The sequence below is a fragment of the Ensifer sp. Root31 genome (genome assembly GCF_001424825.1).
In the GTDB taxonomy this organism is placed as follows: domain Bacteria; phylum Pseudomonadota; class Alphaproteobacteria; order Rhizobiales; family Rhizobiaceae; genus Ensifer; species Ensifer canadensis.
Map to the genome: position 1 here is coordinate 244,883 of NZ_LMCO01000056.1, position 21,476 is coordinate 266,358.

At 62.8% G+C, this 21,476-nt stretch carries 25 protein-coding genes; 13 read left to right on the plus strand and 12 right to left on the minus strand.

The annotated features are described in order from the left end of the window. Positions 1-71 precede the first annotated feature (71 nt). Positions 72-1,085 (minus strand): hypothetical protein, encoded by a 1,014-nt coding sequence (locus ASD00_RS32620; protein ID WP_025427647.1) that lies wholly within the window; start codon positions 1,083-1,085, stop codon positions 72-74. A gap of 346 nt (positions 1,086-1,431) precedes the next feature. Between ASD00_RS32620 and nthA the strand changes: the two genes are divergently transcribed. Genes nthA through ASD00_RS32635 form a run of 3 tightly spaced genes read left to right on the plus strand, consistent with a single transcriptional unit; the run spans position 1,432 to position 3,090 of the window. Then, positions 1,432-2,076: a nitrile hydratase subunit alpha gene (nthA, locus tag ASD00_RS32625; protein ID WP_025427646.1), complete on the plus strand. Its 645-nt coding sequence runs from the start codon at positions 1,432-1,434 to the stop codon at positions 2,074-2,076. After that, a complete protein-coding gene (gene nthB / locus ASD00_RS32630) occupies positions 2,073-2,732 on the plus strand; it encodes a nitrile hydratase subunit beta (protein ID WP_025427645.1) in 660 nt (219 codons plus the stop codon). The genes nthA and nthB overlap by 4 nt, the downstream gene beginning before the upstream one ends. Then, positions 2,719-3,090, plus strand: coding sequence for a nitrile hydratase accessory protein (locus ASD00_RS32635; RefSeq protein ID WP_025427644.1), 372 nt, complete (start codon positions 2,719-2,721; stop codon positions 3,088-3,090). Before nthB ends, ASD00_RS32635 begins: the two co-directional genes overlap by 14 nt. Positions 3,091-3,437: 347 nt before the next feature. Here ASD00_RS32635 and ASD00_RS32640 read toward each other — a convergent pair whose 3' ends face one another. From ASD00_RS32640 to ASD00_RS32655, 4 genes are all read right to left on the minus strand, one after another. Then, positions 3,438-4,265 carry an anti-sigma factor gene (locus ASD00_RS32640; protein WP_025427643.1) on the minus strand — a complete coding sequence of 276 codons (828 nt, stop codon included), beginning with the start codon at positions 4,263-4,265 and terminating at the stop codon, positions 3,438-3,440. Continuing rightward, positions 4,262-4,789: an RNA polymerase sigma factor gene (locus ASD00_RS32645; protein WP_225906325.1), complete on the minus strand. Its 528-nt coding sequence runs from the start codon at positions 4,787-4,789 to the stop codon at positions 4,262-4,264. The genes ASD00_RS32640 and ASD00_RS32645 overlap by 4 nt, the downstream gene beginning before the upstream one ends. 10 nt (positions 4,790-4,799) lie before the next feature. Further along, complete coding sequence (locus ASD00_RS32650) at positions 4,800-5,171, minus strand: hypothetical protein (protein WP_025427641.1); 372 nt, start codon at positions 5,169-5,171, stop codon at positions 4,800-4,802. 141 nt (positions 5,172-5,312) lie between these two features. Continuing rightward, positions 5,313-6,401, minus strand: a complete 1,089-nt coding sequence (locus tag ASD00_RS32655) for an AbrB family transcriptional regulator (RefSeq protein WP_057211151.1) — start codon at positions 6,399-6,401, stop codon at positions 5,313-5,315. Between the two features lie 405 nt (positions 6,402-6,806). Here ASD00_RS32655 and ASD00_RS32660 point away from each other — a divergent pair, with 405 nt between their 5' ends. Both ASD00_RS32660 and ASD00_RS32665 read left to right on the plus strand, forming a co-directional pair. Beyond that, positions 6,807-7,934, plus strand: coding sequence for an ATP-dependent RecD-like DNA helicase (locus ASD00_RS32660; RefSeq protein WP_025427639.1), 1,128 nt, complete (start codon positions 6,807-6,809; stop codon positions 7,932-7,934). A 39-nt stretch (positions 7,935-7,973) separates the two neighbouring features. Then, positions 7,974-8,333 (plus strand): VOC family protein, encoded by a 360-nt coding sequence (locus tag ASD00_RS32665; RefSeq protein WP_025427638.1) that lies wholly within the window; start codon positions 7,974-7,976, stop codon positions 8,331-8,333. A gap of 81 nt (positions 8,334-8,414) precedes the next feature. Here ASD00_RS32665 and ASD00_RS32670 read toward each other — a convergent pair whose 3' ends face one another. The 3 genes from ASD00_RS32670 to ASD00_RS32680 all read right to left on the minus strand — a co-directional run bounded on the left by ASD00_RS32670 (position 8,415) and on the right by ASD00_RS32680 (position 11,504). Further along, entirely contained in the window at positions 8,415-9,089 is a 675-nt protein-coding gene (locus tag ASD00_RS32670; RefSeq protein WP_025427637.1) for an MnmC family methyltransferase, read from the minus strand. 205 nt (positions 9,090-9,294) lie between these two features. Further along, on the minus strand, positions 9,295-9,975 hold the full coding sequence (locus tag ASD00_RS32675; protein WP_025427636.1) for a MerR family transcriptional regulator: 681 nt from the start codon (positions 9,973-9,975) through the stop codon (positions 9,295-9,297). 416 nt (positions 9,976-10,391) lie between these two features. Further along, on the minus strand, positions 10,392-11,504 hold the full coding sequence (locus ASD00_RS32680; protein ID WP_025427635.1) for a hypothetical protein: 1,113 nt from the start codon (positions 11,502-11,504) through the stop codon (positions 10,392-10,394). A 457-nt stretch (positions 11,505-11,961) separates the two neighbouring features. Here ASD00_RS32680 and ASD00_RS32685 point away from each other — a divergent pair, with 457 nt between their 5' ends. The 3 genes from ASD00_RS32685 (at position 11,962) to ASD00_RS32695 (ending at position 14,952) form a co-directional block, all read left to right on the plus strand. Continuing rightward, positions 11,962-12,714, plus strand: coding sequence for a pyridoxine 5'-phosphate synthase (locus ASD00_RS32685; protein ID WP_025427634.1), 753 nt, complete (start codon positions 11,962-11,964; stop codon positions 12,712-12,714). A gap of 272 nt (positions 12,715-12,986) precedes the next feature. Next, positions 12,987-13,610, plus strand: coding sequence for a histidine phosphatase family protein (locus tag ASD00_RS32690; protein ID WP_025427633.1), 624 nt, complete (start codon positions 12,987-12,989; stop codon positions 13,608-13,610). 127 nt (positions 13,611-13,737) lie between these two features. Further along, positions 13,738-14,952, plus strand: coding sequence for a multidrug effflux MFS transporter (locus ASD00_RS32695; protein ID WP_025427632.1), 1,215 nt, complete (start codon positions 13,738-13,740; stop codon positions 14,950-14,952). Between the two features lie 270 nt (positions 14,953-15,222). On the opposite strand, the gene ASD00_RS32700 is transcribed toward ASD00_RS32695, so the two are convergent. Further along, complete coding sequence (locus ASD00_RS32700; protein WP_025427631.1) at positions 15,223-16,110, minus strand: NmrA family NAD(P)-binding protein; 888 nt, start codon at positions 16,108-16,110, stop codon at positions 15,223-15,225. Between the two features lie 162 nt (positions 16,111-16,272). Here ASD00_RS32700 and ASD00_RS32705 point away from each other — a divergent pair, with 162 nt between their 5' ends. The 3 genes from ASD00_RS32705 (at position 16,273) to ASD00_RS32715 (ending at position 18,543) form a co-directional block, all read left to right on the plus strand. Next, a complete protein-coding gene (locus ASD00_RS32705; protein WP_025427630.1) occupies positions 16,273-16,677 on the plus strand; it encodes a helix-turn-helix domain-containing protein in 405 nt (134 codons plus the stop codon). An 18-nt stretch (positions 16,678-16,695) separates the two neighbouring features. After that, positions 16,696-17,967, plus strand: a complete 1,272-nt coding sequence (locus ASD00_RS32710; RefSeq protein ID WP_025427629.1) for an NAD(P)/FAD-dependent oxidoreductase — start codon at positions 16,696-16,698, stop codon at positions 17,965-17,967. Positions 17,968-18,168: 201 nt separating this feature from the next. Beyond that, positions 18,169-18,543 (plus strand): VOC family protein, encoded by a 375-nt coding sequence (locus ASD00_RS32715; protein WP_025427628.1) that lies wholly within the window; start codon positions 18,169-18,171, stop codon positions 18,541-18,543. 240 nt (positions 18,544-18,783) lie between these two features. Here the strand turns inward: ASD00_RS32715 and ASD00_RS32720 are convergent, their stop codons facing one another. Then, positions 18,784-19,503, minus strand: coding sequence for an aspartate/glutamate racemase family protein (locus ASD00_RS32720; RefSeq protein WP_025427627.1), 720 nt, complete (start codon positions 19,501-19,503; stop codon positions 18,784-18,786). 199 nt (positions 19,504-19,702) lie between these two features. Here ASD00_RS32720 and ASD00_RS32725 point away from each other — a divergent pair, with 199 nt between their 5' ends. Then, entirely contained in the window at positions 19,703-20,167 is a 465-nt protein-coding gene (locus ASD00_RS32725; protein WP_025427626.1) for an Lrp/AsnC family transcriptional regulator, read from the plus strand. Positions 20,168-20,175: 8 nt separating this feature from the next. Continuing rightward, positions 20,176-20,757, plus strand: coding sequence for an isochorismatase family protein (locus ASD00_RS32730; protein ID WP_038577231.1), 582 nt, complete (start codon positions 20,176-20,178; stop codon positions 20,755-20,757). A 17-nt stretch (positions 20,758-20,774) separates the two neighbouring features. On the opposite strand, the gene ASD00_RS32735 is transcribed toward ASD00_RS32730, so the two are convergent. Further along, on the minus strand, positions 20,775-21,044 hold the full coding sequence (locus tag ASD00_RS32735; protein WP_025427624.1) for an antibiotic biosynthesis monooxygenase: 270 nt from the start codon (positions 21,042-21,044) through the stop codon (positions 20,775-20,777). Between the two features lie 124 nt (positions 21,045-21,168). Next, positions 21,169-21,435: a hypothetical protein gene (locus tag ASD00_RS32740; protein WP_025427623.1), complete on the minus strand. Its 267-nt coding sequence runs from the start codon at positions 21,433-21,435 to the stop codon at positions 21,169-21,171. Positions 21,436-21,476: the final 41 nt, after the last annotated feature.

Genomic DNA, 21,476 nt, shown 5'->3' on the forward strand with positions numbered 1-21,476 from the left:
GCTGCGGGCACCAGGGCAAGCCTGCGATTGCTAGGTCAACAACCGACGCGGCAGGGGGCAGGGCGAACCTATCACAAGAACTGGTCGATAATGGACAAGACAGCGAGCAGCAGCATTGGCGGAATGACTATGGCAAGCCGGAATGCCCATTTTGAAGGCAATCGTGGCCTATCGACCGGATTGTCTTTCCGCAACGGTCGAATGAGTTTTTCCCTGACGAACGCGGGGGATAGGAGGTCGCCGAAGGACACCCCTATGGTCTCATCGATTGCCGCTCGAATGTGATTGCGCTCGGCCTCGCTCAGTTCAAGCCGGGTGAGTTTCTCGTCAAGCAGGATCGGTAACGGGACGCCTTCGGTGATGACGGCGAGGGCGGGGTAGGCATGTCCGGCGAAGGGGGTTGTCGGCAGCGCGCGGTCGTCGCTCGTCGGCCGGAGGTACAGTGGGCGCTGGCCTGGCTTCATCCGGGTATAGGCTGTCTTTATAGTACCGCGCGCAAAGGGAACGCTCGGGGCGTAGCGCAGGATTTGGCTGCCGCTCAGATCGACGATGATGGGCTTCAGCAAATACCGCCGGCCGGCGGCGCGGCGGGCAAGGAGAATGGGGATGGCGTTGCTCAGCATGACCAGGCTGAACAGCACAAGGCCGGCTCCGAGGATGAGCCGCTGCGCCGTCGTGCGAATGACGCTGCGATAATCATGGGTGAGGCTGACATGCTCGGGGCTGTCGCCGGCGATTGTGATGTTGCCGTGCCGGCAAAGGCCGGGTTGACCGACCGAACGGGTGTTCAAGATTTGCTCGTGGGGCTGACCATCGTGCTGAAAGCGAACCTGCGTGCTGCAGAGCTGGGGTTCGCCGCTGCCAGGCAGGCAATCGACCGAGCAAATCTCTGCGCCGCTGACGAGAACGGGGTTCCGGCTGATGGCGTAATCACGCCTGATCTCGTCGATCGGGAGCCGGAGCAGGCCCACCGCCAATGGCAACGGCAAAAGTGCCAGGAAGAGGAAAAAGAAGCCGAGGGAAAAGACGGGCGCAACGACGCGGATAGCACGGGACGGGAAAGCACTTTCGATTGGTGTCGTCATGCGCTGCCAGTTCCCCCAATGCTCCGTCCTCCGCCTTCCGCCCACAAGGCGTCGTGGCGTCGAATCACCCCGCTTGCTAAGACCTTAGCGCAACTTCAGACTTGTGACGGAGGTGGTGTGCAATCGTGCCTTCGCCGTTTCCTGATGATTGCTTGCAATCAAACGGGCCGTTTTGACAGCGATGGCAAACCGCGTCGAACCGGACTTGTTACGGTGACAATTCCGGTCCACGGCCGCTGGTAAAATCGATTTCGAAATCGGCGTTTATTCGCTACGACTATTGCCTCAGGGAGGCAGCGGCGCCATCTGCGCAGCCGCGAGGCGCCGTGCTGCGAGGAGCCAGGCAATGTCCGAACACCATCATGGTCACGATCACCATGATCACGACCATCACCACGACAACCATTTCACCGATATGGAGGCGCGGGTAAAGGCGTTGGAAACGGTGTTGACGGAGAAGGGCCTGATCGATCCGGCGGCGATCGATGCCATCGTCGAGACCTACGAGACCAAGATCGGCCCGCGAAACGGCGCCCGCGTCGTTGCCAAGGCCTGGACCGACGCCGAATTTGCCGACTGGCTGAAGGGCGACGCAACGGCGGCGATCGCCAGCCTCGGCTATACCGGCCGGCAGGGCGAGCACATGCGCGCCGTGTTCAATACGGCCGACACCCACAACCTCGTCGTCTGCACGCTCTGCTCCTGTTATCCCTGGTCGGTGCTCGGCCTGCCGCCGGTCTGGTACAAGGCGCCGCCCTATCGCTCGCGCGCGGTCATCGATCCGCGCGGGGTGCTGGCGGAATTCGGGCTGATGCTCCCCGAGGACAGGCGCATTCGCGTCTGGGATTCGACGGCGGAGCTGCGTTATCTCGTCGTGCCGGAGCGGCCGGTGGGGACAGAGGGGCTCCGCGAGGAAGAGCTTGCCGATTTGGTGACCCGCGATTCCATGATCGGTACCGGGCTTGCGCTTGTCACCGAGGCGCTGCGATGAACGGGCCGCACGATCTCGGCGGGCAGCATGGAATGGGTCCGGTCGCGCCCGAGACCAACGAACCCTATTTTCACGCCGAATGGGAAAAACGGGCGCTCGGCGTGACGCTTTCCTGCGGCGCCTTCGGCGCCTGGACCATCGACGAGAGCCGGCATGCGCGTGAAAACCTGCCGCCTGCCACCTATCTCTCGGCGAGCTATTACGAGATCTGGACGCGGGCGCTGGAGACGCTGCTGAAGCGCCACGGTTTCGTGACCCAGGCCGAACTCGACGGCGGCCAAATGCTCGAGAAAGGAGCCGAGCCCAAGCGCGTGCTGAAGGCCGACATGGTGCCGGCGGTGCTTGCCAAGGGCGGCTCTTGCGACCGGCTGGTCGAAACGCGCCCGCGCTTCGTCGTCGGCGAACAGGTGCGCACCAAAAATTTCAACCCGACGACCCATACGCGGCTGCCGCGCTATGCCCGCGCCAAGCTCGGCACGATCGAGGCGGTGCAGGGTTCCTTCGTCTTTCCCGATGATAACGCCCATGGCCGCGGCGAGAGCGCGCAGTGGCTCTATACAGTGGTGTTTGACGGGGCTGAGATCTGGGGCGAGGGCGCCGACCCGACATTGACGGTGTCGATCGATGCCTGGGAGAGCTACCTTGAGCACCTGTAAGACGACATCGCCGCTTGCCGCCTCCGCCGAGCTGCCGAAATCGCCCGAGGGCGATCCCGTCTTCGCCGAGCTGTGGCAGGCGTCTGCCTTTGCCATGACGGTGAGACTGCACGAAAAGGGCGTCTTTTCCTGGAACGAATGGGCCGAGGCGCTTTCCGCCGAACTCTACAAGCCCGGCCGCAAGGCGGATGCCAGCGACTATTTCGATTGCTGGGTGGCGGCGCTGTCGCGGCTCGTCACCGAGCTTTCGATCACCTCCAGCGGGCAGCTGGAAACCTTGACGAAGAGCTGGCAGCGCGCGGCCGAGGCGACGCCGCATGGGCATCCGATCCTGATCGAGAACGACCCGCTGCGGTAGCGGTCTGTCATATCTCATGGGACGCGAGCGGGTTTGCCCCTCACCCTAGCCCTCTCCCCGCGGGCGGGGAGAGGGGACGTGGACGACAATAGCGTTGCCACCTGGCATCTGTCGTTGACGAGCACCTCGGCAGCGAATGGCTGACGTGGAGTGGCCGCGAGCCACAAGTTTCCTTCTCCCGCGTGCGGGGAGAAGGTGGCCGGCAGGCCGGATGAGGGGCCATCTCCACGGAACATCACGTAACGTGGATCGATGCTTCGAAAACTGAGCCAACGTTATGATATGGCGACGGTTTTAACCTCGAAACGCTTTCAGTTGCGGCAGCGCTGCAGTCGTCTCTGACGCCGTCAACTCTTGGCGGCTGCCGGCTTCTCGAACTGGCGGTAGCATTCGTCGGCGACCTGTTGCAGAAGCGTACGCGGCACTTCGCCGGTGACGGCATAGCCGATCGGTCCGTCGATCCAGTAGAAGGTTTCGACGCCGCCGCTGCTGTCGATGCGGAAGCTGGTTTCGCGGTTGTCCGGGTTGCGGCCGAGAAGCACGGTCAACCGCTGGCCGCTCGGGTCTTCATACATGAACAGCGCGCCCGCCTTGCCGTTGACCGGTAGCAGCCTGCCGCCGACGAGCGAAAAGCCGAGTTTCGACAGATCGGGAATGTTGAGCGGATGATCGAGCCGCTTGCCGAGCCAGGTGGCAAGGTGGGTCTGCTGGTCCGGCCCGACCTCGACGGCGTGGCGCACCTCGCTTGCATAGATGAGAAACGCTGACTGCGCCTGCCGCGGCAAGCTCTCAGTCACCAGGGCAACCTGTTCTGAACGTTCGGGGGCGAGGACATGCGGGGCATAAAGTCCGCTGAGGGCGCCGGCGCCAAAGAGCAGGAGACCGGCGGCGATGCGGCCGCCAAGGCGCAAAGTCCAGCGATCGCGCGAAGCGACGGCCGCGCCCCGGCTGCTCGTACCTGCGAGCAACGCCCGGTCGCGCTCGTCACTGCGGGCATAGGTCGAAAACATGGCGCGGAGTTCGGTTGCCTGGCCCTGCCACTGGCGGACCTCCTCGGCGCGCGCGGGGTTGCGCTCGAGCCATTGCTCGACCCGCGCCCGGTCCGCCTCGCTCAGGAAGCCGTCGACATAGGCGTTGAGGTCGTCTTCGGAGACGGTGTTCAATTCGTCCGTCATTTCGGTCTCCGCATGCTGATCACGTTGTCGTCCTTCATCGCTTCGGCAAGCTGGTGACGCGCCCGCGACAGGCGGGACATCACCGTGCCGATCGGAATGGCCAACATGTCGGCCACATCCTGGTATCGGTATCCCTCAATCACCACGAGCATCAGCACCGAGCGGTTTTCCGCCGAAAGGCCGTTCAGCGCCCGTTCCAGCCGCGAGCGTTCGAGCGGATCGCTCTCTTGGGTTTCCGCCTGGAGGCCGAGGTTGTCGTCGAGCTCGACCTGCGGGTGCAGCGCGGTGTGCCGGTGCCGGTTGCGGCTGAGATTGGTCATGATGGTGAAGGCCCAGGCACGCAGGTTGACTCCGCGCCACTGGGCGCGGCGCGCCAGAACCTTCTCGACACAATCCTGCAGCAGATCTTCACCATCAGGATCCGAGCGCACAAGGCTGCGCGAATAGCGCCGGAGCGCCGGCATCAGCGCCAGCACATCCTCCTCGAACCGGTCGGATGCGGGGCTTTTCGCCCCCGCATCCATATTCACGCCATCACGGCTTGACGACATCCCATTCGCCCTTCAAGCCATCCCCGGTAATGTCACCCATCTTCTTGTCCTTGATAAAGAAATACAGCGGCATACCGTCCTTGGCCCACTGCTTGGCTCCATCCTTGCGTTCGACGACCGTGTAGGCTCCTTCCGCCTTGGCATCGCCTTCGACCGTGAAGGGCGGCCAGTTCTTCGCGCAGGCGTCATAGCAACTGGAAACGCCGCCATGGTCGTCCTTGTAGGTGTAAAGCGTCATGCCGTTGGCGGCGGCGAGCACATTGCCCTTTGCCGTTTCGACCGTCTTGACCGGAGGTGCCGCAAAGGCGGCGCCGGCGACAAGGGAAATGGCAATAGCGAGCGGTAACGTTCTCATGGGAGCTTTCCTTCCTCAACTTGAATCTAGCGGAGTGCGCAGGCGCGCGGATCCTGACATGAGACACGAGGAGGGCGGGGATTATTCCCGGAATTGTTGCATCGTCGCACTTTTTTCAAGTGCCGGCGAGCCGCACCGCTTTCAGGCGCGGTTGGCGACGAAGCGGGCGAGCGCGGGGCCGATCATGGTGATGATCATGAGACGGGCGGACTGCAGCGCCATGACGAAGGAGAGGTCGACATTGCTCGAAGCGGCGATGACCGCGATCGAATCGAGCCCGCCCGGGCTGGTGGCGAGATAGGCCGTCAGCGGGTCGATGTCGGCGACCTTGATGAGCAGCAGGGCAAGCAGGCCGGAAAACGAGATCAAGACGACGATTGAGATCACCGTCGGCACCAGTGCGCGGCGCGCGTGGGCAAGGATCGAGCGGGTGAAGCCAAGGCCGATGTTCCAGCCGAGCAGGGCGTAACAGAGCGCCAGCAGCCATTGCGGCAGCTCGGTGGTCATGACGCCGCTGACATTGAGCACGGCGCCGACGAGGAACGGCAGCAGGAAGGCGCCGGCCGGCACGCGCAGCATCCGGCCGGCAAAGGCCGCGCCGAGCCCGACGGCAAGCGTTGCCAGGAACGGCAGGATCGAGACAGGCTCGAACCAGACGATTGCGGTTTCGGCCTCCGCGCCGGTCACCCAGAGATGGGCGACCATCGTCGCGGTGCTGGCGACGAAGATGACGCGCAGATACTGCATGAAGGCGACGAGGCGCGCATCGGCGCCATAGGCATCCGCCATCAAGAGCATGGTGGAGGCGGCACCCGCCGACGAGCCCCAGATCGCCGTCGTGCCCGGCAGGATGCGCATGCGGGTGATCACCCAGCCGCAGAGCGTGCTGACGGCGATGACGGAGAGAATGACGCCGAGGAACAGCGGCCAGTTGCCGGAAAAGGTGCCGAGCATGCCGGGCGTCATCGCGCCGGCGATCATCATTGCAAGAATGAATTGCACGCAGAAGTACACCTGCTTGGGCAGGCGGATGGTGCCGCCGTTCATGCCGAAGAGCACGGCCGCGAGCATCGGCCCCATCAACAGCCCGGCGGGAATGCCGACCAATTCGAGGACTGTCGCAAAGATCACGGAGACGAGCGTGAGAAGCAGCCATTGCAGCGTCGGCGCAAGGCGGCCGATGCCGACAGGGTCCGAAGACGAGGGCGTGGCGGGCTGGTCGGGCTTCAAGGGCATTCTCCGGCATTGCCTCAGGCGGTTGACGTGTTCGTGCCCGCCTGATCCGTTTGTCGGGGCTGGCCCATGCAGGGATCGGTTCGCCGCCGCGCAACCGCTCGTTAGCAGCATTGCGCGCAGGCATTCAAGCGGCAGGCTGGCCACAGGGCCAGAAAGTGCCACAGCGGATAGGGCGGGCGGCCGAAACGACTGGATGGGGGTGCCGTCATGTGACACGCCTGCGCCATTGCGGCGCGGCGCTGGGCAGCCCGGCGCGCGGCAGATCGATGATAGCTCCTTGATCTGGTGCGGGATTTCGCGATGGAGGTCGTTGCAAACGCGGGTGCCGGGCGTCCGGCAGGATACGACGACCCGAAATCCGGGCTTGCTTGTGCACCCCGAATCCTGACACTTCGGATCATGCAATTTGCTCCGCAACAGGACGAGGCCCTCAAGGCCGTTTCACAATGGCTGAAAGAGGGCCGCTCGCAGCTCTTTCGGCTGTTCGGTTATGCCGGCACCGGCAAGACGACGCTTGCGCGCCATTTCGCCGAGCATGTGGATGGCGACGTGCTGTTTGCCGCCTTTACCGGCAAGGCCGCCCAGGTGCTGCGCTCCAAGGGTGCCAGCAACGCCAAGACCATTCACTCGTTGATCTACCGGCCGCGCGGCGAGGAGGAGGTTTCCGACGAGGAGACCGGCAAGACCTCGATCGCGCCGATGTTTTCCATCAACCGGCAAAGCCCGGTCGCAAAGGCGGCGCTGATCATCGTCGACGAATGTTCGATGGTCGACGAGGCGCTCGGCAAGGACCTGATGAGCTTCGGCACGCCGATCCTGGTTCTCGGCGACCCCGGCCAGTTGCCGCCGGTCACCGGCGGCGGCTATTTCACCAATCAGGATCCGGACTATCTGCTGACCGACATTCACCGCCAGGCCCGCGACAACCCGATCATCCGGCTGGCGATGCAGGTGCGCGAAGGCAACGAGATCATGCATGGCGACTACGGCACCACCCAGGTGATCGGCCGCGGGCAGGTCAACCAGGAGCTGGTGCTGGAGGCCGACCAGGTGCTGGTCGGCACCAACAAGACCCGGCGGCGCTACAACCAGCGGCTTCGCGAGCTCAAGGGCTTTACCAGCGAATATCCGCAATCCGGCGACAAGCTGGTCTGCCTGCGCAACGACCCGGCCAAGGGCCTGCTCAACGGCTCGCTCTGGCAGGTCATGAGCTCGTCGAAGGAAACGGTGAAGCCCGGCATCAACCTGATGATCCGCCCTGAGGACGACGACATGGATCGCGGTGCCGCCAAGATCAAGCTGCTGAAGGCAGCCTTCGAAGAGGTCGAGGGCGAAATTCCTTGGTCGACCCGCAAGCGCTACGACGAATTCGACTTCGGCTACGCGCTGACGGTGCACAAGGCGCAGGGCTCGCAGTGGAACAATGTCGTGCTGTTCGACGAGAGCTGGGCGTTTCGCGATACCCGCGAGCGCTGGCTTTATACCGCGATCACCCGTGCGGCCGAGCGCCTGACGATCGTTCGCTGAGGACGGGCAGGCCTAAGTCTTCGATCGAGGGAGATTTCAGTGCCGATCAACAGGATCATCATTTACGCCCAAGACGTCGAGGCGACCGTCCGCTTCTACGAGAAGCACTTCGGCTTTCAAGCATGCGACGAGGCGGGCGACCGGATCATCGAGCTGATCTGCGGGGAAGGCGGGGCCAACCTGATGATCCACCCGGCGGCCAAGGGACAGCGGCGCGGCCAGTCGCTGGTCAAGCTGGTATTCGACGTGAGAGACGTCGAAGCCTTCTGCGAGCGCTGCGCTGCCGAAGGGCTGGTGTTTGGGGCCATCCATCAGGCCGATGGCTATGTCTTCGCCAACGCGAAGGACCCGTGCGACGATCCGATCTCGGTCTCAAGCCGCGCTTTTCGCAACGGGTGACTGTCGAATAGCGCGGCGTTTTTCTTGGCTCCGTCGCGCCGCGGCCGGATCTGAAGCGCGCGCCGCTCTTTCTGCTCTTTGCTAGCGCTTGGTCGCCATCCACAGGACATGGCGGGCACCACCACGCTTGCCGTTGGCGCGCACATTCACCTCGTCGGTGGCAAAGCCGACTTCGCGCAAGCGGCGCGTAAAGGCGCTGTCCGGCGCCGATGACCAGACGGCAAGCACGCCGTTTGGGCGCAGGGCAGCCTTGGCCGCGCGAAGGCCGGTGTGGTTGTAGAGGCTGTCGTTGGAGGCGCGCGTCAAGCCATCCGGACCATTGTCGACATCGAGCAGGATGGCATCGTAAGCGGCGGTCTTCGATCGGATCAGCGCGCCGACATCGCCGACATGGATGTCGACGCGTGGATCGTCGAGCGTGCCTTGGTGGAGATCCGCCATCGGTCCGCGCGCCCACTCGACGACAGCTGGCACGAGCTCTGCGACCACCACCCTGGCATCATCAGGCAGCGCGCCCAATGCGGCCCGCAAGGTAAACCCCATGCCGAGGCCGCCGATCAGCATGCGGGCATTCTTCCGGCAGGCAATCCGCTCACAGCTCAGCGTCGCCAGCGCCTCTTCCGATCCGCTCAGCCGGCTGTTCATCAATTCCGTCGAGCCGAGCATGATGGAAAATTCGCTGCCGCGGCTCTTCAGGCGCAACTCGTCGCCATCACCGGGAATGGTTGCGCGGTCTAGCAGGATCCAGGGAAGCATCGGGGTCGTCTCTCATTGCATCGTTCAAGCGCCTCGTAACATGAGCGTGGCGCTGAAGACATCACATTGTCGATGATCCAGGGAGAATTGCCCCCTCACGATGCCCTTTTCGGCGACGGGAATTTCGACACCGCGATGCTTCATCCCCGTGACCAGCGCGGGATCTCGGCTAGATACGTCCGATAGCGCGAAGCGTCGCGCCTGGTTATTCCGCGGCGATCATGCCTGATAGCACCGCCTTGGCGATGGCCTGGAAGCGGTTGTGGGCGTTGAACTTGCGGATGATGCCGGCCTCGAGCGTCAGCGCTGCGGCCAGATCCATCTCCATCAGCCGGGCGATGCGTGCAGCCGGGTAACCTTCGGCCATGAATGTGAGGCATTCGCTCTCGATCGGCGAGAGATGCACGTTTTCGGCGTCATCGGACGAGGCCTCGCCCTGTTCAGCTTCGTTTTCCAGCAGTTCGGCGATGCGCTGCATCTGGCGCCGCAGGTTGGATTGTTGCGCCGCCAGTTCCCGGCGTCGTGACAACAGCGCTTCCTTGAACAGCCGGTCGGCCTCTGTCTGGTCGTCGGCGCCGGCAAGACCAGCGAGCAGTTCCTGGATGGCCGCGATCGGCATGTCGATTTCACGGCAGGCGTTGATGACGGCCATGCGGCGGATGTGGTCCGGTCCATAGACCCGCATCGGCCCCATGCGGGCGGCGGTCAGCAGGCCCTTCTCCTCATAGAAATGCAGGGTGCGGTGGGTGACGCCGAAGGCATCGGCCATATCGGCGATTGCAAGCGGGCTTGAGGGATCGTGATGGGGAAGCGGCAGTCTGGGCAGGTAGCCGGTGCGCTCCGGCGCCGCCAGCGCGCCCTCGTACTTCCAGTGGTCTCGCGGCATATCGATGATCCCCGTTTGACAGTGCCGCGCGCCTGTTCAAGGGGGCGAAGGCAGCCGTCACGCTTCGATTTGCTGCATAATTGATCCCGATATCGCTGCCGATTTACGGAATTATGCCGCAGGCATCAGGAACTCGTCGCGATCGCACGGTATGACCGGAGCGGAAGCGATCCGCGCTCCAATGCAACCGTCGATGGTCGACGATAGCGACTGCTGCTCGGCTGGGGCACACCGCGAAGGGCGCGGCTACTGCTGACAATTGTGCTTGCCTGACGAGCAACCAGGCACCAATTCCCAACGCATGGCCACACCGTATACGCGAATCACATATATGAATAGTCCTGAATATTGCAGGGGAAGTGCTGGTTTGGGCCATGCTGGCGGGCCGCTTAGGACGCAGGCAGCATGGTTTTCCGTCAGTGGCCGATGACCCGGAGTGGGCTGTTTGCGCTGAGGATGAACAGCGGCTCGTCGCCGCGCAGCGGTGCCAGTTTTTGCTGGCAGGACCAGGCGCTTTCGAAGCTGCCGCGGGTCAGCAGCTTGCGATACTGGGCGGTTGCCGTCATGCAATCCATCAGCGGGCTCTGGATCTGTTCTTCGCTCGCATGGGTGTAGATCTCGCCATCGAGGGAAAACAGTTCGGATGCCAGCGACATGCTTTCAAACAGCAGATCGGGCTCACTCTTCAATCGTTCGCTTGTGATGAAATCCTGCCGCAGCGGCACGCCTTCGCCATCATGCTTGAGCGTAACGCGCACACCGGCCGCAGGCGCGTCGTACCAGGTCAGCTCGAGCGAAAACGACAGCGCCGCATTGCGCGATACCGGCCGTCCGGCGTCGCCGTCGGTGGCGCGCGCCAGTGTCCGGTGGCGCTGAGCGGCGGCGCGAAGGGCGACGGCGAAGGCTTTGACGTCGGCGTTCTGGTCTCCCGATATGGCGACGTTGACGGAGGGCAGCACGCGCTCGATCGAATGGCGGCCGTTGAAGAGCTTCGCCTGCGCATCGATGTCCATCGTCATTTCCGGTGAAGGCAGCGGCGCAAACAACAAAAGCGGCAGCACCGACAGCACAGCCAGCGGCGAAGACAACGGTGCCGGCGGCCAGGCCGTCTTCTGGCCGGGGAGGCGCTTGCGCGTCAGCTTCGGCTGGCGCGTCTGTGGCTCGGCGGGGCAGGCCGCATCGATCTGCCGGCGGCTGTATTCCGGTACATAGGTGCCCTTGGGAATGACCAGATGCCATTCGTCCTCGGCGCCATCGGTCTCGTAATAGGCCTTGAGCAATTTGCGCAGCTTGCCGGCATGCACCCGCACCAGCGGATCGCTGTCGGCATTGAACGCCTGAGGGCGGTCGAAGACGTCGATGGCGATCGAATAGCCCTTCAATTGCGGGCCTTCGCCGATCATCTCCTTTTCGACCACATAGGCGAGAAAAGCGCGCAGGCGTTCGGAACGCGCGAAAGACTTGCTCTCGAGGATACGGCGAAGGTTTTGCCGTATCGTCTCGTCGCAGGGTCTTTCGACCGCCATCATCAATTGTTGCTCCAGGTTCATTCGTCGCGAAACTTTATGAAAGAGATCGAAGGGCAGATCTGCCGCAATTCGATATGATTCGGAAATTTAGGCTCAAAAAAAGCTGTTGTCAGGATGCTTGACCCCAAATTTGAGATTTATCTGAAATAAACTCAAAATTGCGACCGTCCCCTGTGGCAGAACGTAGCGGTGCGTCTTTTGCGACCTTGCATCGCCGACATCCGCATCGGTTTTTGCCTTGGTTGATGGGTCTTGCTGGACGCACTGCATGTTAGGCCCCACTAATGTCAAGGTTTCGTCAAGGCATGGCCGGCAAACAAGCGACGCCGGAGCCGACTTTCGCTGGCGAACGTACTCTTTGGAATTGCTGCATAATCTTGGTCCAAACTGTTTTCTGTTTTTACAATTATGCAGTAGAACATTGCATTGACATTGCCCGCCTCTGGAAAGTTCCGACATGCCCGCAAAACTGTCCGTGAATCTGAATGCCGTTGCCATGCTGCGCAACCGGCGCGATCTTCCCTGGCCGTCCGTCACTGCGCTCGGCCGCATTGCTCTTGAAGCCGGCGCAAGCGGGCTGACGGTGCATCCGCGCCCCGACCAGCGCCATGTGCGCTTCTCCGATCTGCAGCCGATCCGCGATCTCATCGACGACGAATTCTCAGCGACCGAGTTCAACATGGAAGGCTACCCGAACGAGGAGTTTCTACGCCTCGTCGAAACGCACGAGCCGGAACAGGTGACGCTGGTACCTGACGATCCGGCGCAGGCGACCTCAGACCATGGCTGGGACTTCCGCAAGAACCACAACCTGCTCGGCAGCGTCGTTGGTCGGCTGAAGAAAAAGGGCTTTCGCGTTTCGCTGTTTGCCGATGGCGACGAGGACACCGAGGCGCTACGCATTGCCAAGGAGACGGGTGCCGACCGCATCGAGCTTTATACCGGCCCCTATGGCGGTTGCTATGACGACCCCGAGAAGGCGGAAAAGATTGCCGCCGAACTCGGCCGCACGGCGGAAATCGCCGCCAGCCTCGGGCTCGAGGTCAATGCCGGGCACGACCTGACAGTCGCCAATCTGCCGCTGCTCGCCAGGCACATCCCCAACCTCGCCGAAGTGTCGATCGGCCATGGCCTGACGGCAGATGCGCTGGAGTATGGCATGGCCGAAACCGTGCGCCGCTTCCGCCGCGCCTGCGGCCAGACGGTTTGAAGCCACCATTTGCAGGCGACGCAGTCCCTGACGGGCGCGCCATTCAGAGCGGCAGGCGGGCGCGGAGCCCATGGGGACGTCGCGAGTTTCGCGACGTATTCCGCAAGCGCTGGCATGGCGGAATGTTCACTCTTGCAGCGCCGCGCGGCGCTGTAACATTTTAAAATTTCTGCATAATTTTCTCCGTCGATCGATTCCGATTTAAGGCGCGCCATGCAGTTGCTGTGTCGCGAAAACCGGACCGACGAGGCGAAATTCATGAGATTGCCGATATGAAAGACATTTTCGTCGTCACCCACACTCAATCCATCCACCACGAAGAGGACAAGGTGGGAGGCTGGTACGACACCGACCTGACAACTCGCGGCCACGAGGACGCGGCGGCAACTGCCGAGCAGCTGCTGGACCTCATCGGCGGGAACGAGGTGGAGATCCATAGCTCGGATCTTCGCCGCGCATCGCAGACGGCGGCTGCCATTGCAAAGCGCTTCCAGCGGCCGGTGACGGAGACCGCCGATCTCAGGGAAATCAGCTACGGTGTGGCGGGCGGCAAACCCCAGGCGTGGCTCGACGCACGGTATAGCCCGGCGCCGGACGACAACCGGCTCGATTACCATTGCGGCATCGATGGCGCGGAAACCCGGCGCGACGTGGCAGCCCGTGTCTACCCTTGCGTGAACGCGATCGTCGAGCGGCCTTGCGAGACACAGATCATCGTGACCCATGGCTTTACACTCACGCTGGTCCTTGCCGCGTGGATGAAGATACCGATCGATGCCTCGGGCTTCCTGAGTTTCCCGGCAAAATCCGGGAGCATCACGCATCTGCGCCAGGACGATTTCTTCCGAAATCGGGCAGTCATCAGCCTGGCGGATGCCTCCCACCTGAACTCCTGAGCGCCGTGAAACCGAGACGCTGAACTTTCAGGAGCAAAGTTTCTCGAACGAGTCTTGCGACTGGCGCGCGCAAACCTGCGGCTTGACTGCTATAGGTCGAGCCTATCTTTTCCTTTGTGTGCGGCTAATGACATCTCCCACCAGTTTCCGCGAGCGTATCGCTCTCTATGCCCTTCTGACCTCGCTAACCTCCATCAGCATCGATGCGCTGTTGCCGGGCTTGCGTCAGATCGGGGCCGATGTCGGCGTTGCGCCGCCGCTCTCTACCCAGCACATCATATCGCTTTTCATCCTCGGCATGGCGTTCGGAGAGTTGCTGCTGGGCCCGCTCTCCGACGCGATGGGACGAAAGAAAGCGCTTGTTCTGGGCCTTGGCGTCTATGCGCTCGGTACGGTCATCGCCATGGTGGCAGGCTCACTCGAAATGGTGATTCTCGGCCGATTTCTTCAGGGGGTCGGCGTCTCCGGACCGAAGATCGCCACGCGGGCGATGATCCGCGACCAGTTCGAGGGCGATGCCATGGCCCGCGTCATGTCATTCATGTTCACGCTCTTCATTCTCGTGCCGATGCTGGCTCCGACGTTGGCGCAGGGTATCATCGCGGTCGGCGGCTGGCGCAGCGTCTTCGTGGTCTATCTCGCTGTGGCAGGCCTTCTCGGGTTGTGGCTGGTCATGCGGCAACCGGAAACATTGCCGGCCGGGAAACGCATTCCCTTTCGTCCGAGGCTTCTGCTGTCGAACGGGCGGCGTATCCTGTCAAATCGGCGCGTGACGCTGCTGATCGTGGCGACCGGGCTCGTCTTCGGTGCGCAGCTCCTTTACCTCAGCACGGCGGCCGATCTCTTCTTCGATGCCTATGGGATCGGACAAACCTTCCCATTGTATTTTGCGATGCTGGCCACAGGGATCGGGCTTGCTTCGTTCCTCAACGCAAAACTTGTGCAGCGCTTTGGGGCGGAGACAATGGCACGCTATGGTTTTGTCGGGCTGGCGACGGCGGGACTGATGATGCTGGCGGCATCCATTTTTTGGGGCGGACGGCCGCCACTGACCGTGCTGATGGTGCTCGGCTTTGCGGCGTTCTTTGCAGTCGGGGTGCTGTTCGGCAACCTGAACGCCATGGCTATGCGCTCGCTTGGCCAGGTTGCGGGCCTCGGCGCATCGTTGATCGCCTCCGGATCGAGCCTGATCGCGACCCTGTTTGCCATCGGTCTGGGCGCCTTTTACAACGGCACGACGCTGAACCTGTCGGCGGGTTTCTTCCTCGCGGGCATCAGCGCTCTCGTTCTGGCCGAGATCGCGGTGCGGGGAGATGTCGGGCCGGTGGAGGCCGTCCGATAACGATAGAGGGCTGCGAAGATTGGGCAGGCCGTGGGGAAAGCTTGGAAGCAATGGGGTGTTGGCGGACCGAAAGCCGGCATTTGCCGGCCCGGCTGATGACAAACGACCGAGATCCCCTGTTTGATGCGAGAGACATCCCGTCCTTCTCATCCTCGCCCTTGTGGCGGGGATCCAGTGACCCGACGTCTGTCGGGTCAAAAGACCTTTCAGCCCAAAGACTTGGGCTGGCTAGATTCCTGTGACAGGCACAGGAATGAGGGCGCTTACCATTCAGCCGGCAAGTCTTGCCCTGCTGGCTTCGAGGAAGGCGGTGAGCGGCAGGGGGGTGGCGCCGGTCAGGGTCGTCACGTCGCTCGTCACCATGTCGATATGGCCCTCGCGGGTGTTGGCGTCGAAGGAGACGACGATCGGGATGAGGAAGTCGGGCAGGCCCGCGCCCTTCAGCCCGCCGGCCAGCGCGTCGTCGGAAATGTGGACGACGTCGAGCGGCTTGCCGGCAGCCTTGGAGACGAGAGCGGCGATCTCGTCGGTCGAGCGCAGCTCCGGGCCGGTCAGCGTGAACGTGCGGCTTTCATCGCCGGCTGAAAGCAGGGCTGCTGCGGCGGCCTTTGCGGCATCGGCGCGGGCGAGGTGGGCGAGGCGGCCCTTGCCCGAGGACGAGTACCACTGTCCGGTTTCCAGCGCATGCGGCAGCGCCATGAACAGGTTTTCCATATACCAGCCGTTGCGCAGGATCGTGTAGGGGATGCCGGTTGCCTTGATGGCGTTTTCGGTGCCGAGATGATCGGGCGCAAACGGGATGACCGAGGTCTCCGGGTTCGGCATCGAGGTGTAGAGGATGTGCTTGGCGCCGGCCTTCTTCGCGGCCGCGACGGCTGCCAGATGCTGATGCAGGCGCTTGCCCGGCTGGTCGAGCGCATCGGTGGAGATGATCAGGATGCGGTCGGCGCCGGCAAAGGCCCGGTCGAGCGAGGCCGGATCGTCGAAGTCGGCGACACGTGCCTGCACGCCCTTGCCGACATAGTCGGAAAGCTTTGCCGTATCGCGGCTGGTGGCGATGATGTTGGCCGGCTGGACCTTGCCGGATGCAAGCAGCGCATCGAGCACGAGCTTGCCGAGCTGGCCGGTGGCGCCGGTCACGAGCAATGTATCGGACATGAACTTTTCCTTTTTCTCTGTGATGCCAGCCGACGCTTCGGGAGGGAAAGCACGTCTGCCGGTTGTTGGTCTCTTTTTGAGAGTTGCTCTAATCTAGTAATCTGGTAAGAGCTGTAAAGGAGGCAGTTTTTTCTGCCGTGGTTACAAAAAGGGTACCGGCCCATGAACAAGCTCAGTGGTGATGTGAAGGGCAAGCGCGTGGCGATGGTCTGCGGCGTGCCGATGGATGTCGAGAATTGCCCGGTGCGCGACGTCATGGACAACATCGGCGGCAAGTGGAACTCGCTGATGATCCTGTCGCTGGCCGACGGGGCGTTGCGCTTCTCGGAACTTCGGCGGCTGATCCCCGATATCTCCCAGCGCATGCTGACGCAGACGCTGCGCGACCTGCAGCGCGACGGCTATATCAGTCGCACGGTCTTTCCGACGCAGCCGCCGAGCGTGGAATATGCGCTGACCGATCTCGGGCGCTCGTTGCACGAATTGCTGAAGCATTTTGTCGATTGGTCGGCTGCCAACCATGTGGCAATCCGCGCCTCGCGCCAGGCCTATGACGGCGCGCCTTGAGCGGCTATTGCTGACTGCATGAAGAGACTCGATATCGGTATTGCCGGCGCCGGGCCGGCCGGGCTTGCCTCGGCGCTTTTGCTTGCGCGGCAGGGCCACCGCGTTGAAATCCTGGAACGTTTCGCGGACGTCGCGCCGGTCGGCTCCGGGCTGATGCTGCAGCCGACGGGGCTGACGGCGCTCGCCGCGCTCGGGTTGCTTCAGCCGATCATGGCGCTCGGCAGCCGCATCGACCGGCTGCACGGCGCCGATGCCAGGAGCGGCCGCACGGTGCTCGACGTGCGCTATGACGCGCTTGCGGGCGGTCGCTTCGGGCTGGCCGTTCAGCGCGCAGCGCTGTTCGGCGTGTTGCATGATGCAGTTACAGCGGCCGGCATTGCCATTCGCACCGGCATGACGCTGACCGCGGCCAAGACCTCGGGCGAAAAGGCGGTGCTGACGGATGCCGCCGGCCAGGAGGCGGGGCGCTATGATCTCGTCATCGACGCGACCGGTGCCCGCTCGACCATTGCGGCGGGTGCCGCGACGGCGCCCGGCGTGCGCGAGCTTGCCTATGGCGCCTTCTGGGCGACGCTCGACAGTGACGGCCTGACCCATGATCCAAACGCACTGACACAGCGCTACGACCGCGCCAAGGTGATGATCGGCATCCTGCCGGCGGGCCGGGCGCGACCGAAGGCGCGAGACCATGTTGCCTTCTTCTGGAGCGTCAAGGTCGGCGATGCCGACGCCGTGAAGGCGGCGGGTCTGGACAGATGGAAGGCGGCAATTCGCGACTACTGGCCGGATTGCGCGCCGCTGCTCGACCAGATCGACGATTGGGACCAACTGACGCTGGCGCGCTATGCCCACCGCACCTTGCGCCCGCCGACGTCGGGCCGCGTCGCTTTTGTCGGCGACAGCGCGCATTCGACCAGCCCGCAACTGGGGCAGGGCGCCAACATGGCGCTGATCGATGCGGCGACGCTTGCCCACACTTTGTCGCTTACCGACGATATCGACGCGGCGCTGGCCGCGTATGGCCGGGCGAGGCGCAACCATATGGCGCTGTTCCAGCTGCTGTCGCTGGCGTTCACGCCCTTCTACCAATCGGACTCCGCAGCGCTTGCCTGGCTGCGCGACCGGCTGGTGGCAACGATCGCGCGCATTCCGCCTTCGCCGGCGCTGCTCGCCTCGATAGTTTCGGGCACGCTGATCGACCCCTTTGCAGCCGCGGGCCTCAAGGAGTGCGACTGGCAGGCGATATGCGCGCAGCCGGTCGCCGAAAGCGCTGTCGCCGTGCCCGCCTGAGCGTACCGCGAGACCGCGCATCCGCGTGCAAACCCTGTATAAGGCCCGCTCAGCATAATTCCTCAAGTTGGATTCGATTTAAGGAATTATGCAGCAAATATAAGGTGTTACGGCGTCCTTTGCGCGTCATGGACGCGCGGCGCTGTAGAGGGACGGAAATGCCGACCCTCAAATGGTTCTTTGCGTTGGCGAGGTGTTGTGATGACAGAATTTGTGGCTGCGGTTCTGGTGCATGTCGCCGATGTGGATGCAGGGCTTTCCTGGTATCAGCGCGCCTTCCCAAGCGCAGAACGTCGCCGTCTGGACGCCTTCGATTTCGAGTATCTGAAGATCGGTTCGACCCATCTGGAAATCGTGCCGGCGGACGAGAAGGTGGCGAGCGGCGCGGCCGGTTCGGTCGTCTATTGGCAGGTCGAGGATTTCGACCGGGCGCTTGCCGATTTCAACGGTCTGGGCGCGCCGCTCTATCGCGGCCCGCTTGCGATCGAAGACGGGTTGTGGATGTGCCAGGTTCGCGACCCCTGGGGCAACTGCATCGGCCTTCGCGGGCCACGCAGCGGGCAGGAAACGGCTTGAACATCCGACGCACCTGAACGGCGGCAAACGTCAAGCACGCGGCGCGGCAATTGCGCCTACTGCATGTTTCCTTAAATCCTATTCGATTTAAGGATCAAAACATGCAGCCATTCAAAGTGCTACAGCGACCTTTGCGCGTCTAATAAGACGCGCATGGATCAACGGAAAATGGCCCACAGCGCAGGCTGGAGGCCATTTTCGTTTGCGGTCGGTGCGGATCGGGGAACGCCCGATCCTGGCTTATGCGGCGCGGCGCAAATCCTCGACGCCGAGGGCGAATTCGACGGCGGCGTCGGCGTGGATCGCGGTGGAGTCGAAGCCCGGCAGCGGCAGGCTCTTCGGGTCGAGGATCAGGCAGATCTCGGTGCAGCCAAGGATGACGGCATCGGCCCCTTCGGCCTCCGCCGTGTCGATCAGGTCGATCAGCGCCTTGCGGGAAGGGCTCAGCACCTTGCCGGCGCAAAGCTCGTCGAAGATGATGTTGTGCGTCAGCGTGCGGCCAGCAGCGTCGGGCACCATCACTTCGATGCCGTGGCTCTTCATGCGCTCGGCGTAAAAGCCGTGCTCCATCGTGTAGCGGGTGGCAAGCAGCAGCGGCTTGCGAACGCCGGCGGCCTTGAGGCGGGCTCCGGTCTCGTCGATGATGTTGATCAGCGGAATGTCGACGGCCGCCTGCACGGCGTCGGCGATCAGGTGCATGGTGTTGGTGCAGATCAGCACGCAGTCGGCACCGGCCGTCTTCAGCCCATGGGCAACATCGGCAAGCCGCCTGGCGGCGTCGTCCCAGCGGCCGGCCTTCTGCAGGTCGACGATCGACTGGAAGTCGACGGAGTGCAGCAGCACCTCGGCCGAATGCAGCGCGCCCAGCCGCTCGCGAACGGCCTCGTTGACCATGCGGTAATAGACCACCGAGCTTTCGAAGCTCATGCCGCCGATAAGACCGATCTTGCGCATTTCCATCGTTTCTTTCCCTGATCCTGTCGCCATCCGCACCGAAGTGCGGCCAGCTGTTTTCGATGGGGAAACTATGCCGGACCTTCGTCCGCAATGGTTCGCTTTGATGGCGCGACAATGGTCGTTTAGCGCGAATGAATTGCGCAATGACTGTTGATTGTGCAAATATGCAGCGTATCGTTTCGATGAAATGGGAGTGGTGAGCGTGCTGGACGAGAGAGACAGGAAGCTTTTGACGCTGTTGCAGCAGGATGGGAGCATGGCCGTCGGCGAACTTGCCGACCGGGTGAACCTTTCGCTGTCCGCCTGTTCGCGCCGCATCCAGCGGCTGGAAGAGGCAGGTTACATCGCCAAGCGTATCGTCGTTCTCAACCGCGAGCGCATGGGCGTGCCGACCACCGTGTTCGCGATGATCAAGACTGCGCATCACTCCGACGAGTGGATCGAGACATTTCGCCGGGCGATCAGCGACATCCCCGAGATCGTCGAGGCGCATCGCCTGACCGGCAACTACGACTATATCGTCAAGGTCGTGTTGCCGCGGGTCGAACACTACGACGTGGTCTACAAACAGATCGTGCGCAAGGTGGAGCTCTTCGACGTTTCCGCGTCTATCTCGATGGAGATCCTGAAGAGCGGCACCGCGGTGCCGGTCGATTATGCGGAGTGATTGAGACGATGAGCGAGAACGGCATCAAACTGGCCGAGGCGCTTGTGGTCGTCGACGTGCAGCGCGCCTTCATATCGGGTGCGGATGCGGTGCCGGATCTTCTGTCGCTGCAGCGGGCCGTCGGCCGGCTGCTTGAGCGCGCGCGCGAAAAGGCAGTCCCCATCATCTTCGTGCAGAACGACGGGGAAAAGGGTGCGCCGGACGAGCCGGGCACGGACGGCTGGCAGTTGTTCTTCGATGCGAGCCCCGGTGAAACGGTCGTGCGCAAGTCCGTCGACGATGGTTTTCACGACACCGATCTGGAGGCGCGGCTGAGGAGCCATCGGGTCGAAACCATCGCCATCTGCGGCATGCTGTCGGAAATGTGTTTGGCGGCAACGGCGCGCCGGGCGATGGACCTCGGCTTCCAGGTGATCCTCGCCCACGACGCGCACGCCACCTATGACGTGCCACCGGGGCCGGGCGGCTCGGAAAAGGTCCCGGCGCACATGGCGGCGCGGGCCGCCGAATGGTCGCTCGGCGACGAGATCGTGCTGGTCGGAACCATCGACGAAATCGGCTTCGAGCCGGCGATGGCGCAGGCGGGGTGATGCCACTCCGGGCTATCTCATGCCTTGTTGGCAAACCACACTGTCGGCGTGCCTTGCACACCGCCGTTGCGCATTGCCGTTTTCAATTCGTCCAGGTTGCCGAACGCCTGAGCCGCTTCAAGCGTGGCAAACTCATGGGTTACGGTAACATCGTTGGGATTGTCAGGGGCTTGATAAACCGCCTCCGCCAAAACGCCGTTTGCCTTCTGCACCGGCGAAAACGCATCGTATACCCTGCGCCAGGCCGCGTAGTCGAAGACTTCGTGTCTTACGAACAATGTCGTCATATCATCCTCCTGCGTCAGGTTGGGTTGGGACGAGTGTCCTGCCCGGAGGGGCCTTTGTGATGCCGAGACATCGGCGCAAGCGCCTTAAGACCGTCTTGGCATGATGTCGGATGCGGCACCCCGGTTACTGGGATTGGACGAGTAACACCAGAGTTTCGGGCAGCACGCCATCATGCGTCATCGCATCCGCTGCCGCTTTTGTCTGCATGAAGGCCTCCAATTTTGCCATGTCGGCAACATCCATGACCAAGCCGACGCGGTTGGATGCCTGAGGGTCTACAAATGTGCGGATGTTTGTGACGCCGATCGGTTCGAAGATCTGCTTGCGGAGCGGCGAGGCGAGCCAGTGTTTGGTGTCTTTGACATCGTGATAAGCCATAACGGTAGGCATGATGTCCTCCCTTGTGGGTCAAATATTCAACTACACTGCTG

What these genes read in the sequence shown, in the direction of transcription:
- ASD00_RS32620 (WP_025427647.1), bottom strand. Translation starts at nt 1,085, where the DNA reads ATGACGACACCAATCGAAAGTGCTTTCCCGTCCCGTGCTATCCGCGTC.
- nthA (WP_025427646.1), top strand. Translation starts at nt 1,432, where the DNA reads ATGTCCGAACACCATCATGGTCACGATCACCATGATCACGACCATCAC.
- nthB (WP_025427645.1), top strand. Translation starts at nt 2,073, where the DNA reads ATGAACGGGCCGCACGATCTCGGCGGGCAGCATGGAATGGGTCCGGTC.
- ASD00_RS32640 (WP_025427643.1), bottom strand. Translation starts at nt 4,265, where the DNA reads ATGACGGACGAATTGAACACCGTCTCCGAAGACGACCTCAACGCCTAT.
- ASD00_RS32645 (WP_225906325.1), bottom strand. Translation starts at nt 4,789, where the DNA reads ATGGATGCGGGGGCGAAAAGCCCCGCATCCGACCGGTTCGAGGAGGAT.
- ASD00_RS32650 (WP_025427641.1), bottom strand. Translation starts at nt 5,171, where the DNA reads ATGAGAACGTTACCGCTCGCTATTGCCATTTCCCTTGTCGCCGGCGCC.
- ASD00_RS32660 (WP_025427639.1), top strand. Translation starts at nt 6,807, where the DNA reads ATGCAATTTGCTCCGCAACAGGACGAGGCCCTCAAGGCCGTTTCACAA.
- ASD00_RS32670 (WP_025427637.1), bottom strand. Translation starts at nt 9,089, where the DNA reads ATGCTTCCCTGGATCCTGCTAGACCGCGCAACCATTCCCGGTGATGGC.
- ASD00_RS32675 (WP_025427636.1), bottom strand. Translation starts at nt 9,975, where the DNA reads ATGCCGCGAGACCACTGGAAGTACGAGGGCGCGCTGGCGGCGCCGGAG.
- ASD00_RS32680 (WP_025427635.1), bottom strand. Translation starts at nt 11,504, where the DNA reads ATGATGGCGGTCGAAAGACCCTGCGACGAGACGATACGGCAAAACCTT.
- ASD00_RS32685 (WP_025427634.1), top strand. Translation starts at nt 11,962, where the DNA reads ATGCCCGCAAAACTGTCCGTGAATCTGAATGCCGTTGCCATGCTGCGC.
- ASD00_RS32690 (WP_025427633.1), top strand. Translation starts at nt 12,987, where the DNA reads ATGAAAGACATTTTCGTCGTCACCCACACTCAATCCATCCACCACGAA.
- ASD00_RS32695 (WP_025427632.1), top strand. Translation starts at nt 13,738, where the DNA reads ATGACATCTCCCACCAGTTTCCGCGAGCGTATCGCTCTCTATGCCCTT.
- ASD00_RS32700 (WP_025427631.1), bottom strand. Translation starts at nt 16,110, where the DNA reads ATGTCCGATACATTGCTCGTGACCGGCGCCACCGGCCAGCTCGGCAAG.
- ASD00_RS32705 (WP_025427630.1), top strand. Translation starts at nt 16,273, where the DNA reads ATGAACAAGCTCAGTGGTGATGTGAAGGGCAAGCGCGTGGCGATGGTC.
- ASD00_RS32710 (WP_025427629.1), top strand. Translation starts at nt 16,696, where the DNA reads ATGAAGAGACTCGATATCGGTATTGCCGGCGCCGGGCCGGCCGGGCTT.
- ASD00_RS32715 (WP_025427628.1), top strand. Translation starts at nt 18,169, where the DNA reads ATGACAGAATTTGTGGCTGCGGTTCTGGTGCATGTCGCCGATGTGGAT.
- ASD00_RS32720 (WP_025427627.1), bottom strand. Translation starts at nt 19,503, where the DNA reads ATGGAAATGCGCAAGATCGGTCTTATCGGCGGCATGAGCTTCGAAAGC.
- ASD00_RS32730 (WP_038577231.1), top strand. Translation starts at nt 20,176, where the DNA reads ATGAGCGAGAACGGCATCAAACTGGCCGAGGCGCTTGTGGTCGTCGAC.
- ASD00_RS32735 (WP_025427624.1), bottom strand. Translation starts at nt 21,044, where the DNA reads ATGACGACATTGTTCGTAAGACACGAAGTCTTCGACTACGCGGCCTGG.
- ASD00_RS32740 (WP_025427623.1), bottom strand. Translation starts at nt 21,435, where the DNA reads ATGCCTACCGTTATGGCTTATCACGATGTCAAAGACACCAAACACTGG.